This window comes from Streptomyces sp. NPDC004561 (assembly GCF_053602155.1).
The window spans coordinates 1-16,867 of sequence record NZ_JBSGDB010000065.1 but is presented as its reverse complement, the minus strand read 5'-3'; the positions used below and the strand labels follow the sequence as shown (position 1 = coordinate 16,867).

Genomic DNA, 16,867 nt, shown 5'->3' with positions numbered 1-16,867 from the left:
GGATCTTCCCACCGGACCGCCTCCCGCTCGCGAAGAGCAGTGGCCCGCCCGCGGCCACCCTGCGGTCGCGCCATGGGGTGTGAGATCCGCCCCATGGGTCAGGATGGGGGCATGTCAGATGTCTTCACCACCCGCATGCTGCACGTCTCCACCGGGTCCCGGGAACGCGTCGTGGACCTCACCGGTGACTGCGAGGAATTCCTGCGTGAGGCGGCGGCCGGCCGCGACGGCCTGCTGAACATCTTCGTCCCGCACGCCACCGCCGGAATCGCCGTCATCGAGACCGGTGCGGGCAGCGACGACGACCTGCTCGCCGCCCTGCACACCCTGCTCCCCGCCGACGACCGCTGGCAGCACCGGCACGGCAGCGCCGGCCACGGCCGCGATCACGTCCTGCCGGCCATCGTCCCGCCGCACGCCACCCTCCCGGTGATCGGCGGCCGACTGGAACTGGGCACCTGGCAGTCGGTCTGCCTGGTGGACACGAACAGGGACAACCCCGAGCGCAAGGTCCGACTGAGCTTCCTCGGCTAGGGATCCGCTTCGGGGTCTTGTGCTTCGGGAATGGACTGATCCCCCAGCGGCTCCCAGAGCAGGCGCAGGCTTCGCGTCCAGGTCGGGGAGTGTGTCGGGCGCGGGTGGGCCGGGTGATCGGGCAGGGCGCTGCCTTACCTTGGTAGCCAAGGGACATGCCGTCCGCCCGGTGCGTGACGGCGCAGCCTGAACGGGGAGCAGGGACATGAGCAAGCGCGGCACGTTAGGCGGCAGCGCGCACGCCGACCGGGTGTTTCGGGTCCAGCGGGCGTTCACCGAGGTCGAAGGACAGATGCACGGCCCCGGTGAGTTGGCGGAGGTGACCGGGCTGGACGACTCCACGGTTCACCGCATTCTCCAGTCGGGCGTCTACGACGGCATCTTCGCCCGCGAGGGGCATGGTCTGTACCGGCTGGGGGCCGGTGCCGCGAGGCTTGGGCTGAAGTCCCTCGCGCACGCGCCCAACGAACGTGTCGTACACGGCGTTCTGGAGGATCTGCACGCGGCCACCGACGGGGGCCTGGTGTTCCTCTTCGCCCTGGCGCCCTTCGGAGGGGCCGGGAAACAGTGCCTGGACATGGCCGTCGGCACGTCGGACCTGTCCGAACTCGGCATCACGCACAGGGCGTTCATGGAGGTCTGCCGGTCGCTGCGGACCGGAGCCGCGGGGCGGGCCATCCTCGCGTACCTGCCGAAGGTCATCCAGGACCGGGTCCTGGCCGAGCCGGTCCCGGACGGGGCGGGGCCGGGCGCATACCGTGACAACGCCCGGTTGCTGGCCTCCCTGGAATCCGTCCGCAGGGACGGGCTCACGGCCGACGTCGAGGAGTGGGCCGCGGGCTGGGTCGGTTGTGCGGCGCCCGTCAGGTGGGACGGGTTGATCATGGGGTCCGTGGTCGTGCTCAAGCCCGGGCACGACGTGTCGGCCTGGCCCAGGACCGCGGTGCGGGCCGTACGGCGCGCCGCCGCGCGCTTCACCCCGGCGGACGACGACGGGCCTTGGTCCGCGGAGGTCCCGGGCTCTTACTGAGCGCGCTGTATCCGACGTCCACTCAAGCCGTGGCGGGAACGCGAATCAGACGTACCCGCCACTGCGGTGTACCCGCGACAACCGCCCGTATTCAACGGTTCCTCCTCTTCTCGCGTCGCGGGATTTCGCGCCCGCCCGGGTATTTCTCGCCCTGCGGGAGAGTCCCGGCCTCGCTTGACATGACGTGAAGCGACCCTCGAATAATCGAGAGGGAAAGGAGATCCCCGAAGAGAGCCGCAGATACGGAGGAACAACCATGCGGGACAGCGTCGCCCTCCTGCACGCCACCCGACGCGACGTGGAGCGCGGCCCCGGCTCCCGAGGTACCGAACAGCAGCACGCCCGCGGCAAGCTGACCGCGCGGGAACGGCTGGATCTCCTCTTCGACGAGGGGTCCTTCCACGAGGTCGAGCGGTTCCGGCGGCACCGTGCCACCGGCTTCGGACTGGAGCACCGAAGGCCCCACACCGACGGCGTCGTCACGGGCTGGGGGACCGTCCACGGACGGACCGTCTTCGCGTACGCCCACGACTTCCGGATATTCGGCGGATCGCTCGGCGAGGCCCACGCCACCAAGATCCACAAGATCATGGACATGGCCGTTTCGGCGGGAGCCCCGCTGGTATCGCTCAATGACGGCGCCGGCGCCCGTATTCAGGAGGGTGTTTCCGCGCTCGCCGGATACGGCGGTATTTTCCGCCGCAATACCAGGGCCTCCGGAGTGATTCCGCAGATCGCGGTGATGCTGGGCCCGTGCGCGGGCGGCGCGGCCTATTCTCCGGCGCTCAACGACTTCGTCTTCATGGTGCGGGGCACCGCGCAGATGTTCATCACCGGCCCCGACGTGGTGCGGTCGGTGACGGGTGAGGAGATCACCCACGAGGGCCTCGGCGGAGCGGACGTCCACGGCAGGGTCTCCGGCGTCGCCGGCTTCGTCCACGACGACGAGGCCGAATGCCTCGACGAAGTACGCCACCTGCTGTCGCTCCTGCCGTCCAACAATCGTGAACTGCCGCCCGCCTACGCCTGCGACGACCCCGTGGAGCGCAGGAACGACGTGCTCGTCGACGTCGTACCCGCCGACGGCAGCCGTCCCTACGACATGCGCGCGGTGATCAGGGAGATCGTCGACGAGGGGGAGTGGCTGGAGACGCACGAGGGCTGGGCCACCAGCGTGCTGTGCGGACTGGCCCGGCTGGACGGGCTGACCGTCGGCATCGTCGCGAGCCAGCCGACCAGCCTCGCCGGGGTGCTGGACATCCACGCCTCCGAGAAGGCCGCCCGCTTCGTCTCCGTCTGCGACGCGTTCAGCATCCCCCTGGTGACCCTGGTCGACGTGCCCGGTTTCCTTCCGGGGGTCGACCAGGAGCACGGGGGCATCATCCGCCACGGCGCCAAACTCCTCTACGCGTACTGCAACGCGACGGTGCCGCGGATCTCGGTGGTGCTGCGCAAGGCATACGGCGGCGCCTACATCGTCATGGACTCCCAGTCCATCGGCGCCGACGCCACGTACGCCTGGCCCGCCAACGAGATCGCGGTGATGGGCGCGGAGGGCGCGGCGAACGTGGTCTTCCGGCGGGAGCTCGCCGCCGCCGACGATCCCGAGGAGGCCCGTTCCCGGCTCGTCAAGGAGTACAAGGCCGAGCTGATGCATCCCTACTACGCCGCGGAACGCGGGCTCGTCGACGACGTCATCGACCCGGCGGAAACCCGGTCCACGCTCGTCGGGGCCCTGCACGCGTTACGCGCGAAACACGCCGACCTGCCGTCTCGCAAGCACGGGAACCCGCCGACGTGACCGGCCCCAGGACGCCGCCCGACACGTATGCGACCGACGTGACGGACGCCGATGCGATCCACACGGATGCGGCCCACGCGACCGGCAGGGAAGCGGAGCGCATCACTCACCGACTCAACCCCATCGACGAGGTCTTCCTCTCGACGGACGGCGAAGCCGGCCTGATCCACGGCCAGTTCCTGCGGTTCCGGGGAACGCCCCCGCCGCTGGGGGAACTGCACCGCCACCTCGCGGAGCGGCTGCCCGGACTTCCCCGCCTGACGCACCGGTTGACGTCTTCCCGCGGACGGCCCCGGCGGGAGTCGGTCGACGGCTTCGACCCCGCGGCCCACCTGGAGGAGAAGGCGTTTCCGGCGGGGACCTCCCTGGACACCGTCCTCACCGCCCTGGCCCGTGAGCCGCTGCCGACGAACGCTCCGCCGTGGTCGATGCGCCTCGTACACGGCCACGCCGACGGGGAGTTCGGAGTCTGCTACCGAGTTCACCACAGTGCGGAGGACGGCATGGGCGCGGCCTACGTGGTGTCCACGCTGTTCGGCGACTGCGGCTCCCCGAACGGACAGCGGGATGCGGCGGGACCACGACCGCTCATCGGCGGTTCCCCGCGCGAACTGGTCCGCGGAACGCTGAGCGTCGGCACGGGGCTCGCCCGCGCGCTGGTGCCCGCCCGGCTGTGGCCCAGGGCGCCGAAGCCCCGCCCCGAACACTTCGGCGTGTCCAGCACCGGCGCGACCCGGAGTGAACTGCGCGAGCTGGGCCGGCGGTTCGGCGGCACGCTCAACGACGCGTTCCTCATGACGTTGTGGCAGGCGCTCAACGACTGGAGCGCCGCGGACGACGGGCGCGTACGGTCGCGATTTCGCATGACACCGGTGCCGGTACGGATGCCGCTGAGCACCCGGCAGCCCGGCGAGGACGCCCTCCTCGGCAACCACCTCACCACCGCGGTCGTCACCCTGCCGGCCCGCGGGACGCCCTTCGACGTCGCCTTCACGCAGCTCGCCGGGCGAACCCGCCGGATGCGCGCCCACGGTCTGCGACCGGCCAGCCGGGCGCTCGTCGGGATCCTCCCGCCCGCCCTGACACGGTGGACGGTCCGGCGGCTGCTCAGGCCGCAGGCGTCCCCGCTGTACGCCTCCAACTTCAGCCTCTCCACCGCGCTGTCCTTCCGGGGTGCCCCGGTGATCGACGCGATCCCCCTCGGTGTACTCCTCCCGGGCAACGCCCTGTCCGTGACGCTGCTCTCCCACGGAGAACAGGTGCGGATCAGCTTCCTGTACGACCGCGCGCTCCCCGGAGCGGAGCAGCTGGCCGGCCTCTGGCGCCACGCGTTGGACACCCTGTCCGTCGCCGCCTAGCCCGGTCCGCTCCGCGCGCCTGCCCGCCGTACGTTCGACGAAGGATCTTCTATGTTCGGTCGGTCCCCTTCCCACGGAATCAACGGAAACCGCGGAAACGCCTTATGGACCCTGGTCGTGAGTGGACTCGCGGTGTTCATGGCCGCGTTGGACAACCTCGTCGTGATCACCGCGCTGCCCGCCATCCAGAAATCCCTGAGCACGGGTCTCCAGGACCTGGAATGGACGGTGAACGCCTACACCCTGGCGTTCGCGGTCTTCCTGATGTTCGGCGCGGCTGCCGGTGACCGCTTCGGCCGCCGGCGGATGTTCCTGGGCGGGCTCACGGTGTTCACCGCCGCGTCGGCGGCGTGCGCGCTCTCCGGTTCGCCGCAGGAGCTGATCGCCGCCCGGGCCGTGCAGGGCTTCGGCGCGGCCATCGTCATGCCGCTGACCCTGACGCTGCTGACCGAGGCGGTGTCCGAGCGACGGCGTGGCATCGCCCTCGGCGTCTGGGGGGCACTGAGCGGGCTGGCGGTCGCGCTCGGCCCGCTGGTCGGCGGGACCGTCGTGGAGAAGATCTCGTGGGAGTGGATCTTCTGGATCAACGTGCCGATCGGCATCGTCGTGCTGCTCCTGGGGCTGTGGCGGCTGGCCGAGAGCAAACACCCCGGCGCACGGCTCGACCTGCCGGGCACCGTGCTGGTGAGTCTCGGCATGTTCGGCGTGGTCTTCGCGCTGGTGAGCACCACCGACGAAGGCTGGACCAGCGGCAAGGTGCTCGGCTCCCTGATCGCCGGGGCGGTGCTGCTCGCGGCTTTCGTCCTGTGGGAGCTGCGCGCCCCGGCGCCGATGCTGCCGATGCGGCTCTTCCGCAACCGCTCGTTCACCGCCGTCAACGTCACGAGCGCGCTGATGTTCGCGGCCATGTTCGGACTTGTCTTCCTGCTCACCCAGTTCATGCAGGACATCCAGGGTTTCTCGCCCCTGGAGGCGGGAGTGCGGATGCTCGCGTGGACGGCGATGCCGGTACTGGTCGCTCCCCTCGCGTCCTTCCTGACCGCCTGGATCGGCAACCGGCTCGTGGTGGCCCTGGGGCTGCTGGCCGAGGCCGTCGCGCTGGGCTGGCTGGCCTCGGTGTCCGATGTCCACACCGAGTACGCGGACCAGGTCCCCGGACTGGTGCTGGGCGGTATCGGTCTGGGGCTGTTCTTCGCGCCCGTCGCCGAGATGGCGATGAACGTCGTCGGCCCGCGCGAACAGGGCATCGCGTCCGGTGCCAACAACACCTTCCGCGAGCTCGGCGGAGTCCTGGGCGTCGCGGTGCTGACCTCGATCTTCACCTCGTACGGCGGTTACACCACACCCCAGCGGTTCGTCGACGGCCTGGTCCCCGCCGCCTGGGTCGGATCCGGGTTCGCGGCCCTCGGCGTCCTGGCGATGCTCTGCGCCCCTCGCCGCTCCAAGGAGAAGCGGGCGACGCAGGAGACCCGGGCACGCGTCGGCCAGGAGGACCTGAGCGGGACTCGCGCACCTGAGGGGATCAGGGGCTAGCCGTGCTGTCCCGGAACGCGAAGGCACCGAAACGAATCTGGGGGGCCTGACATGTACGACGTCATCGTGGTCGGCGCGCGCGTCAGCGGCGCGTCCACGGCCATGCTCCTGTCGAGGGCGGGCTGCCGGGTCCTCCTCCTCGATCGTGCCGTCTTCCCGGCAGGGAAGGCCGCGGCGACCAACCTGGTGCACCCGCCGGGCATTCTCCGGCTGAAGCGCTGGGGACTGCTGGACCGGCTGACCGCCACGGGCTGCCCGGCCATCCGGGAGTACGGCCTCCAGAGCGGCCGGGCCCGGCTGATGGCCCCGTTGCCGGCGGTCGACGGGGTCGGCGAAGCGTACTCCCCGGACCGGGCCACGCTGGACCGGATACTGCTGGAGTCCGCGATCGAGGCCGGCGCCGAGTTTCGCGAGGACTTCTCGGTGCGGGAGCTGTGCACGGACGAGGCGGGCACCGTGACCGGTGTACGCGGACGGTCGGGCGACGGCGCCGCCGTGACCGAGCACGCGCGTCTCGTCGTGGGCGCCGACGGCTCCAACTCCACGATCGCCCGGCTCACGGGCGCCGAGAAGTACTCCGCGCAGCCCGTCCTCAACAAGAGCCACTGGGCCTACTGGGAAGGGCTGCCGGACGACGGCAGGGTGCGCACCCACCGGCACGCCCACAAGCACACCTTCACGTGGCCCACCCATGACGACCTGACCATCGTGGGCGTCGCCCTGCCGGCGCGGGACTTCAAGGCGAGCGGCGACGAGGAGCGCGACAGGACGGTCATCGACGCCTTCGAGGATGTGGACCCCGACTGGGCCGCGTCGCTGCGCGAGACCAAGCGCGCGGGCCGCTGGATGACGGGTGCCGTGCCGAACTTCCTGCGCCGTTCGCACGGCCCCGGCTGGGCGCTGGTCGGGGACGCCGGATACACCCGGGACCCGATCACGGCCGCCGGCATCACCGACGGCCTGCGCAGCGCCGAACTCCTGGTGGAGGCCGTCGAGCAGGGCCTGTCGGGGTCGCGTGGTGCCGGACTGCCGGCCGCGCTCGCCCGGTACGGCCGCCGACGGGACGCCCTGGTCACGGGCCACTACCGGTACACCTGCGAGCACGCCCTCATCGCGAACCACAGCCCCGAGGAGATCGAGTTCATCCGGGCGATGAGCCGCAGCGCCACGCACGGCCGGGACATGGTCGGCGTCTTCGCCACGATCGTGGACCCCGCGCAGTTCTACTCCGCCTCCAGCATCCACGCGCTGCTGGACCACGTGGAGTCCGGTCCGGAAACGAGCTGGAAACTGCGGATGGTGCGCTGGCTGGTGCGCGGAGCACCCCGGCACTTCGCCCCTGCGCCCCGGCTCGGTGACCGGCTGATCGCCAGAAGCCTGGGCCCCATGGGGCGGTACCTGCTGGACGGCTCCCCGCAGCCGTCGTTCTAGCCCCCCACCCGTTCCCGCCGCTCACGTCCCCCCAGCCGGCCACGCTCACCAACCCACTTCCTTCAGCGAGGGATTCATCAGCATGCCCGAAAACACCCCCACCGGCCCGAGCACCGCGTTCGTCTTCCCCGGGCAGGGCGGCTTCGACGCCGCCGCCCTGCGGCGGGCGAAGGAGAAGTACCCGCAGGTCCAGCGGGTGTTCGAACGCCTCGACTCCGCGACCGACGCGCTGTTCGCACGCCGTATCAGCGATGTGCTGTTCGGCCCTGAACCGACCGACCTGCGAGAACTGCTCGCCGGCGACTCCTGGATGTCCCAGGTGGCCATCTACGGCGCGGGCTTCGCCGCGTACGAGATCCTCACCGACCAGGGCGTACGGCCGGACGTGCTCGCGGGCCACAGCCTCGGGGAGATCACCGCCCTCGTGGCCGCCGGGGCCTTCTCGGCCGAGGACGGGGTGCGCATCGTCGCGCAGCGCGTCGCGGTCATCGAGCGCCACGACGGGATCGACGGACGCATGGTGGCCCTGTCGGCCGGGGCCGACCGGGTACGGATGCTCCTCGGCCTTCTGGACGACCCGCTGCTGGCGGTCGCCACGGAGAACCACGACGAGCAGACCGTGGTGAGCGGTCCTGACGGGGTGCTGGACCAGGTGACGGCGATCGCCGCTCAGCTGGACATCGGCGCGATCGAGATCGACGCGCCGTTCCCCTTCCACACCCCCGCGCTGGCCCCCGCGGCCCCCGAATTCGAGGCGTACGTGGGCACGTTGGACCAGCTCCCGCTCCAGCGGCCGGTGTACTCGCCGATCCTCCAGCGCTACTACGAGCCCGGCGAAGCCCTCGCCGGCCGCCTCGCGGCCCACTTCGTCCAGCCGGTCCGTTTCGCCGCGGCGGTGCGCGCTCTGCACCGGGAGGGGGTGTCCACCTTCGTGGAGGCGGGCGGGCGTCCCGTGCTGTCCAAGCTGGTGACCCGGCTGACCCAGGGCTCGGACGTGCGCTCCCTGCCCACCCTCGCGCTCGACGGCGGCGGCCGGCTGGCGCTGGACGCGACACTCCGGGAGCTGCGCGCGGTCGGCCTGGCCGATCCGGACGGTGCGTCCGGATCCGGACCCGGCCTCGCCGAGCTGCTGGCCCCGACCGTCCCTTCGGACCTCTTCGAGGCGTACTGGAAGGCGTACGGGCACGAGGTACGGGAGCGGGTGCTGACGGATGTGGAGGCCTTCGCGGCGGAGGAGCGCGAGCGGGAGGCGGTCCGGAGCCCTGCGGCTCCGGACGATCAGGTGCCCGCGCAGCCGGGCGCGGCCCCGAACGCCGCTCTGGACCGCGACGAGGTCCTCGGCGAGCTGCGGACCCTGTACGCGGAAGCGCTGGAGTACCCGGAAGAGGTCTTCGAGGGCGGAGCACAGCTGGAGGCCGAACTCGGCGTCGACTCGGTCAAGCAGGTGGAGCTGCTCTCCAGGGTCTCCAAGCGATACGAACTGCCGCCGCGTGGAGCCGACTTCCGGCTGGATCCCTACAACACACTCGACGCCATCGCCGACTTCGTGATCGCGGAGCTGGAACGGCATCCCGAGCCGGCACCTGCGGCCTGATCCCGGACGAACACGACGGACGCGAAGGACACGCATCTCGATGAAGGACCTCACCGGCAAGGTGGCACTGGTAACCGGCGGGTCGAGGGGGACGGGCAAGGCCATCGTGCGGGATCTCGCCGCACGAGGAGCCGACATCGTCCTCAACTACTTCCACTCGCACGACCAGGCAAAGCGGACCCGCGACGAACTCCTCGCGGGGGGCACCCGGGTCGATCTCGTACGGGCCTCGGTGGCCCGGCAGGATCAGGTCGACCGGATGTTCCGGGAGATCGACCGGCTGCACGGCAGGCTCGACATCCTCGTCAACAACGCGGCGAACGGTGCGCTGTTGCCGCCGGACGAGGTCACCGAGGATCACCTCGACAAGGCGATCGAGACCAACTACAAGGGTGGCCTGCGCTGTTCTCGGGCCGCTGCCCCACTGATGGCGCGTGACGGGGGCGGCTCCATCGTCACCGTGTCCGCGCTGGGCGGCTCACAGATGGTGATGGCCAACTACTCGGCCTGCGCCCCGGCGAAGGCCGCGGCCGAGGCCGCCGCCCGCTATCTCGCCGTCGAACTGGCGCCGTTGGGCATCCGGGTCAATGTCGCCTCGGCCGCCATGCTGAGCAGCGAGGTGGCGGACAAGTTCCCCGATGCCGGGGAGATGCAGGACGTCATCGCACGGGCGACCCCGTGGGGGAGGCTCGGCAGGCCGGAGGAGTTCGCGGCACTCGTCTCCTTCCTCGCCTCCGACGACGCCCGGTGGATCACAGGACAGGTCGTCCTGGCCGACGGCGGCCTCACCCTCGGCGCCGCCCTTCTCTCGCCTCCGACGGAGGCTGCCGAGGCGCCCGAAGCAGTCACCGACACCACGTCCGGTCCCGTCCCGCCGCCCGAAGAACCCGTCGAGTCCGGTGACGACGCCATCGCCGTCGTCGGCATGGGCATGGCCGTCGCCGGGGCCAACAGCCCCGACGAGTTCTGGAAGCTGCGCACGACGGGCGACGAGCTCTTCGTCGAAGTCCCCCGCGACCGCTGGCAGCACGGCAGCTTCCACTCGTCCGACCTGGCCGCCGAGGACAAGGCGTACGCCGAACAGTGCGTGTTCATCACGGACTTCGCTCCCGCCGACGGCGCCTTGGAGGGCATGCCGGACGGCCCCGAGGAGACGGAGCTCACCACCAAGTGGCTGCGCCACAGCCTCGTGCAGGCGCTCGACGGCGTGACGCGCCGCGACACCGACAGGTGCTCCTTCGTGGTCGGCTACACCCCGGACGGCAGCCAGCACCTCGAAGAGGCCGGCGTCCTCGCGAGCGCGAACCGGATGACGCACGGCATCGTCGACGGCCTGCGGGTCCCGGACGAGCGGCGGGACACACTCCGCGAGGGCATCGACAGGGCCCTCGCCGACCGGTACCGGCGCGGCGCCCGCACCCCCTCGCGTTTCCTTCCCCACCGGGTCGGCGAGGTGGCCATGGACGGCGTCCTTCCGCCCTCCACCGAACTCCACATGGTCGACACCGCCTGCTCCTCGTCGCTGTACGCCGTCGACATCGCGGCCAAGGGCCTGCTGATGGGAAAACAGGACATCGCCGTGTGCGGCGGAGCCTTCGCGCTGGCGCCGCGCGGCACCGTCCTGTTCTCGAAGCTTCAGGGACTCTCGAAGCGCGGCACCGTGCACGCCCTCGACGAGAGCGCCGACGGCGTGATCTTCGCGGACGGCGCCGCCCTCGTCGTACTCAAGCGACTGCGCAAGGCCCAGCAGGACGGCGACCGGGTTCTCGGGGTGCTGCGGGCCTTCGGCTCGTCCTCCGACGGCAAGGGCAAGGCGATCTACGCGCCCAACGCGCGGGGGCAGGGGCTGGCGGTGCAGCGGGCCCTGGAGGGCGGTGCGGTCGACAGCGCCGACGTGCAGTGGATCAACGCGCACGCGACCGGTACGCCCGCCGGTGACCTGGAGGAGTTCACCACGCTGCGGGAGCACTTCGGCACCTCGGCTCCGACGGCCGTCACGTCCAACAAGTCCCTGTTGGGGCACACGGGGTGGGCCGCCGGTGTCGTCTCGCTCATCGAGAGCCTGAAGGGCCTGGAGCAGCACACCATCCCCGGCCAGTTCCGCCTCGACACCCCCCGTGCCGACTTCCGGCTGGCGGACACGCGGCTGGAGGTCACCCCGGAGTCCAGGGAATGGCCCGAGAGCGCGGAGAGGCCCCGGCTGGCGGCCGTGTCCGGGTTCGGTTTCGGAGGTACGAACGCCCATCTCATCGTCTCCGAGAACCGCCCGCGCGCCGAGGCGGCGGTGGCGCGGACCCCGGTCACGAAGGCTCCCGCCGTCGACAGCCGGGTGGCTCTCGTCGGCTGGTCGGCCCATGTGCCGGGCCTGGAGGGGCGCGAGGAGGTGACCAGCTGGCTGGAGGGCGGCCGGCAGCCGCTGGACAGCTTCGGAGCGGACTACCCGGTGCCGCCGTTCAACAAGGTCCGGCTGCCTCCCAAGACGATCCGCGCCCTGGACCGGTGCCAGCTGATGATCCTGGAGTGTGCGCACGAACTCCGGGACCGGATGCCGGACTTCTGGAGCGAGCAGGCCCCGAAGACCGGGGTGTTCGTGGGGCACATGGGACCGACCAGGGCCGCGATGCTGTACGCCGACCGGTGCTACCTGGACGACATCGGCGAGGCGCTCGCCGAATCACCGATCGCCGGGGCCGCCGAGATGCCCCGGGTACTGGACCGGCTGCGGGAACAGGTGCGGTCGGTGATCCCGGAGTCCAACGAGGACTCGTTCCCCGGTCAGATGCCCAACATCATCTCCGCCCGGGTGGCGAACTACTTCGACCTCAACGGCTCCAACATGACGCTGGACTCGGGCTTCGCCTCCGCCCTGTCGTCGGTCACCCTGGCCGGCCGGTATCTGCGGACCGGGGAGCTGGACTTCGCCCTGGCCGGCGGGATCAACGGCAACAGCCTCCCGGAGTACCGGACCCTCGTCGGTGATCTGCTGCCGGAGCGCGAGAAGGAGCTGGCCGAGGGGGCCTTCCTGTTCGCGCTGACCACCGAGGAACGAGCCCGGCGCGCGGGTCTGCCCGTGCTCGCGTACGTGGACGAGCCCATGGACGAAGCCGCCGAGAACGAAGTGACCGGGCACGAGACGGTTCTGTGCGGGGCCGACGCCCCGGAGAACGCCCGCTACATGGGCGCGGCCGGAGGACTGGCCATCCTCAGGGCCCTGCACGGTCCGGCGGGGAAGGTGACGGTCTCGAGCGCGGACGACGGAAGCGCGACCGGGGCCAGGCTCAGGCTGACCGTCCCCGACGGCCGTACCACGGGGACCCGCGAACCCGCCCGGACCCCGCGACCCACCGGCACCACAGAGACCCTTCGCAACAGCTTCCGTTCGACCACCCACACCGAGTCCGGGGAGTCCCTGCGGGTCCGGCGCCGGGTCCCGGTGTGGGAGGCCGCCGCGTCCCGCCCGGTCCGTGAGCCGGTCCCGTTCCTGCCGGACGGCGCCGTCGTCGTCACCGACGCCCCCGACCTGGTGGCCCACGCGACGGCCCCGGACTCCGCGCTCACCGTGCTGTCCACCACCCCGTTCGACGCCCCCCGCGCCGGCTGGCATCACCTGTCGCCGGTCACCCCGGAGGCCGTACACGAGGCACTGTCGGACATCGGGGGGCCGGTCACCCAGGTGCGGATCGTGAGCGACCTCAGTCGCGCCGTGCCGCCGGACCAGGCCCTCGTCGCTGACGGCACACCCTCCTTGCTCGCCCTGCACGACGCCGCATACCTGGCCGTCCAGAGCGCCTACGACGATCTGGCCCGGCCCGGCTCGGGCCTGACGATGCTCCTGCTCGGCGCCGTACAGGACGGCACACCGCACCCCTTCTCCGGGCTCTTCACGGGCCTGCTGAAGAGCGCGGGCCTGGAACTGTCCGAAGGCGGCAGCCTCGCGTTCCTCACCTCCGGCGGTGACGCGGAGGCGGCGGTACGGAGCGTCGAGGAGGAGAGCGGTCTCGCCCGCGACTTCCCCGTGGTCGTCGAGAACGACGGGGTGCGCGGTACCTTTCGGCTGCGGGACGAGCCGGTCGCGCTGGACGAGGACACGCCCGTCGCACTGGACCGGGACTCGGTGATCGTCGTGGCCGGCGGCACCCGGGGGATCACCGCCGAGGTGGTCAAATCCCTTGCCGGGGAATTCGGTTCACGTATCCACATGTTCGGCAGCAACGCCCTCGACGCCTATCCGCCGTCCGTGTTCGCCGGTACGGACGAGGAGTTCGCCGCGGGGCGGGCCGCGTACATCTCCGCCGAACTCGCCAAGGGCGCGGGCCGGAAGGTCGCGAGCATCACCAAGGACTTCGACCGGATGCTCCACGCGCGCGAGTCCCGGCGGAACCTCGAGGAGATGGCGGCCGGCAGCGGCGCGGACCGGGTCACCTACCGCACGTGCGACATGCGCGACGGCGCCGAGGTGGAGAAGGCCGTCGGCGAGGTCCTGCGGGAGCACGGCCGGATCGACCTGCTCATCAACGCCGCGGGGCTCCAGCGTTCGGCCCTCATCAAGGACAAGGACTTCGCGGAGTTCACCGCCATCCGGGACCTGAAGGTCGAGGCGTATCTGAACCTGAAGTACGCGCTGCGCGACGCCCCGCCGCGTCTGTGGTGCAACTTCGGCTCGCTCCTCGGCTACTTCGGGCAGCTCGGCGAAGCGGACTACGCCGCCGCCAACGACTTCCTGGGCAGCGCCGCCACCTACGCGGCGGCCACCACCGACCACCAGGAGGTCACCATCGGGTGGACGCTGTGGGGGAGCGTCGGCATGGGCGCGGACGATCTGACGAAGGCCTACTACGAACGGGCCGGTTCCTACAGCAGCATGCCGGTGCCCGAGGGCGTCCACCACTTCGTGCAGGAGCTGCACGCCCCCGTCCGGCGGCCTTCCGTCGTCCACCTCGGGGACGCGGAGGAGGCAACGGTGGAGAAGTTCTACCCCGGCTACCTGGGGGCCGGGGACGCGTCGGCCCAGCCCTCGCCCGGTTTCTTCCTGCGCCGCCTGGTGTCCTCGAACGGCCGTGCCGCCGAGTTCGCCTGCCCCTTCGACCTGCGGACCGACGGCTATCTGGAGCACCACACCGTGCGCGGCGAACCGACGCTGCCCGGCACCTTCGGCACCGAAATTGCGGCGGAGGCGGCCCGCCATCTGGTGCCCGGCCGGCACGTGGTCGCGTTCGAGGACCTGAGGTTCGAGCACTTCCTGCGGGTGTACCGCGATGTCCCGACGGCGCCGAAGCGCATCACGGCGGAGATCGTCGAGGACGAAGGGGACACGACCGTCGTCCAGGTCCGCGTCTCCGAGGACGTGGTGTCACCGGGCGGCGTCGTCCTGGTCGAGGACAGGCCGCACTTCGCGGCCCGGGTGGTCCTGGCGGACGGGTTCGCCCCCGCCCCGCGCTGGGAGCCGTGGGACAGCGCGGACGACACTCCGGTCCCCGATCCGTACCACCAGCCGGGGTCACCGGTCCGGCTGAGCGGGCCGTTCGTCTCGACGACCGGCACCGGCATCCATCCTCTGGGCAAGCGGGGACGGTACGCCCCTTCGCTCCCCTCGGACGACCCGGTGTGGCCGCGGTTCACCGTGCCGTGCGTGCTGCTGGACGGACTGGCGAGGGTCGGTGTGCTGGACCTGGTGGACGGCCGGCTGGTGCCGGTCGCCGCACCCCTGTCGATCCGCCGTGTCGACCTGTACGAGGAGACGAACGACCACATCCTGTCGGCCGGCCGGAACGCCATCGACCTGTACGCCACGCCCCCGGGGTTCGGCCTGTCCGCGGACCGGGTGGAGAACCGGTTCGTGGCGGCCCGTCCCGGCGGCCGGATGGTCCTCCAGATGAAGGACCTCCGGGCGGCCCTGGTCGGCTACGTCGACCTCCGGACGGGCGAGGCCGTCCCCGCCGATGGCGCCTGACCGGCGTGATCGGCGCGACGGGTCCGACCCGTCCGGCCTGTTCGACCGACGTGATCCGCGTGACCAGGAAGGAACACGAATCATGCAGACGACCTTGCGCGAATCGCCGCGTGCCGTCGTGACCGCTCCCACCCGGGAGCCGGTGCCCGGAGGCCCGTCGGTGCGGCCGGCGACCCGGATGGTGTGGCGGCCCGCCTCGCTGCCGCCGCTCACCGGGGAGACGTCCCGCCTGGCCGGGATGCGGGTCCTGCTCCTCGCGGGCGACGACGAGAGCGCCGAACGGGTCGCGCGCGAACTGGCCGGACACGGGGCGCGGGTCTGGCGCCGTACGCCCGCGACCGCCGTGCCCACCCCTGACGACGGCGGTGCCGTGGACGCGATCGTCGACCTCGCCCTGGGCGGCGGCAGCCCCGCGCGCGGCACCGCGGGCCTGACGGGTGTGTGGCGTGAGCCGCTGCTGCGGACCGTGACCGCCCTGCGCGAGCAGTACGAGGACTGGGCCACGGAGATCTCCGCGCGGCGGTTGTTCTATCTGGCCGTGACCCACCTCGGCGGCGGGATGGGGCAGCATCCGGACGACGACCTGGCCCAACCGCTGGGCGGCATCTGGGCGGGGCTCGCCAAGACGCTGCACCGGGAGTTCCCCAACTGCAACGCGCGCGTCGTGGACACCGCGCTCTCCGATGCGGAGGACGTGCCCGGCATCGTCGCGCGCGAGCTGGGCCGGACCGGCGAGATCGAGGTCGGCCACCGCGACGGGCGGCGCCTCACCCTCTCTCCCGTCGCGGAGCCGGTCGGTCCTCCCGCCGTGAGCCTGGGCGCCGACGACTGCGTCCTGGTCTCAGGGGGCGGGCGGGGCATCGGCTGGGAGCTGGCCCGCACGCTCGCGGAGAGGCACGGTATGCGGGTTCTGGTGACCGGCCGGGAACCCTTCCCCTCCGAGGACGAACCGTGGTTCGGGGTGGATACGGACGAACTCAAGGCGTACGAACAGCAGTTGTGGTCCGGCAGCCGACGGGGGCGCCCAGTGCCCGAGATCCGCCGCGACATCGCGCGCGTCCGCCGTCTGTGGGAGCTGGCGGGCAACATCACCGGCGCGCGGACGCGCGGACTGCGCATCGAGTACGTCCCGTGCGACTTCACCGACCGGGAGCAGGTGCGCGCGCTGCTGGCGCGGGAGGGCGACGCCCTGACCGGCGTCGTGCACAACGCGGGCGTGGACACCGCGGCCAGGCTGCCCAGGAAGACGGACGACGACATCCTGCGGACCGTGGAGACGAAGATCGAGAGCTTCCTCCACCTCTTCGGTGAACTGGCCGGCAGAGAGCTGAAGTTCTTCTGCAACGTGGGCTCGCTCACCGGGCGGCTGGGCGGCATGGTCGGCCAGCTGGAGTACGCCGCGGCCAACGAGGGGCTCGCCCGCCTGGGCGGGTGGGCGGACCGCAGGGCGGCCTACCCGGTGATGACGCTTGCCTGGCCGACCTGGGACCGCATCGGCCTCATCGCGAACTTCTCAGCGACGCGGCGCTACATGGCACCGCTCGGCGTGGCCGACGGACTCGCCAAGTGGCAGGCCGAGTTGCTGGCGGGCTCCGCCGGTGAGGTCACCTTCGTGGGACCGCTCGGCGACGCCGTC

The 16,867-nt window shown here is 71.5% G+C and carries 9 protein-coding genes; all 9 read left to right on the top strand.

Annotation, left to right across the window (positions count from 1 at the left end):
• Positions 1-111 precede the first annotated feature (111 nt).
• Positions 112-534, top strand: coding sequence for a secondary thiamine-phosphate synthase enzyme YjbQ (locus ACWEN3_RS11905; RefSeq protein WP_452968882.1), 423 nt, complete (start codon positions 112-114; stop codon positions 532-534).
• Positions 535-739: 205 nt separating this feature from the next.
• Positions 740-1,564 carry an IclR family transcriptional regulator gene (locus ACWEN3_RS11900; protein ID WP_452968879.1) on the top strand — a complete coding sequence of 275 codons (825 nt, stop codon included), beginning with the start codon at positions 740-742 and terminating at the stop codon, positions 1,562-1,564.
• A 256-nt stretch (positions 1,565-1,820) separates the two neighbouring features.
• Entirely contained in the window at positions 1,821-3,365 is a 1,545-nt protein-coding gene (locus ACWEN3_RS11895) for an acyl-CoA carboxylase subunit beta (protein WP_452968877.1), read from the top strand.
• Complete coding sequence (locus ACWEN3_RS11890) at positions 3,362-4,723, top strand: wax ester/triacylglycerol synthase domain-containing protein (RefSeq protein WP_452968874.1); 1,362 nt, start codon at positions 3,362-3,364, stop codon at positions 4,721-4,723. The genes ACWEN3_RS11895 and ACWEN3_RS11890 overlap by 4 nt, the downstream gene beginning before the upstream one ends.
• A 51-nt stretch (positions 4,724-4,774) precedes the next feature.
• Entirely contained in the window at positions 4,775-6,256 is a 1,482-nt protein-coding gene (locus tag ACWEN3_RS11885; protein ID WP_452968872.1) for an MFS transporter, read from the top strand.
• Positions 6,257-6,307: 51 nt separating this feature from the next.
• The gene (locus ACWEN3_RS11880) at positions 6,308-7,687 is read left to right on the top strand and encodes an NAD(P)/FAD-dependent oxidoreductase (protein ID WP_452968870.1); all 1,380 of its coding nucleotides are present in this window, start codon (positions 6,308-6,310) and stop codon (positions 7,685-7,687) included.
• 82 nt (positions 7,688-7,769) lie between these two features.
• A complete protein-coding gene (locus ACWEN3_RS11875) occupies positions 7,770-9,281 on the top strand; it encodes an acyltransferase domain-containing protein (RefSeq protein ID WP_452968868.1) in 1,512 nt (503 codons plus the stop codon).
• Between the two features lie 40 nt (positions 9,282-9,321).
• Positions 9,322-15,231, top strand: a complete 5,910-nt coding sequence (locus ACWEN3_RS11870; protein ID WP_452968866.1) for an SDR family oxidoreductase — start codon at positions 9,322-9,324, stop codon at positions 15,229-15,231.
• Positions 15,232-15,313: 82 nt separating this feature from the next.
• Positions 15,314-16,867: KR domain-containing protein (locus tag ACWEN3_RS11865; protein WP_452968863.1), on the top strand; the 1,554-nt coding region annotated here is incomplete at its 3' end.

Bases quoted from the DNA above. Each gene is read 5' to 3' on its own strand.
- ACWEN3_RS11900 (WP_452968879.1), top strand. From the start codon at position 740: ATGAGCAAGCGCGGCACGTTAGGCGGCAGCGCGCACGCCGACCGGGTG.
- ACWEN3_RS11895 (WP_452968877.1), top strand. From the start codon at position 1,821: ATGCGGGACAGCGTCGCCCTCCTGCACGCCACCCGACGCGACGTGGAG.
- ACWEN3_RS11885 (WP_452968872.1), top strand. From the start codon at position 4,775: ATGTTCGGTCGGTCCCCTTCCCACGGAATCAACGGAAACCGCGGAAAC.
- ACWEN3_RS11870 (WP_452968866.1), top strand. From the start codon at position 9,322: ATGAAGGACCTCACCGGCAAGGTGGCACTGGTAACCGGCGGGTCGAGG.
- ACWEN3_RS11875 (WP_452968868.1), top strand. From the start codon at position 7,770: ATGCCCGAAAACACCCCCACCGGCCCGAGCACCGCGTTCGTCTTCCCC.
- ACWEN3_RS11880 (WP_452968870.1), top strand. From the start codon at position 6,308: ATGTACGACGTCATCGTGGTCGGCGCGCGCGTCAGCGGCGCGTCCACG.
- ACWEN3_RS11905 (WP_452968882.1), top strand. From the start codon at position 112: ATGTCAGATGTCTTCACCACCCGCATGCTGCACGTCTCCACCGGGTCC.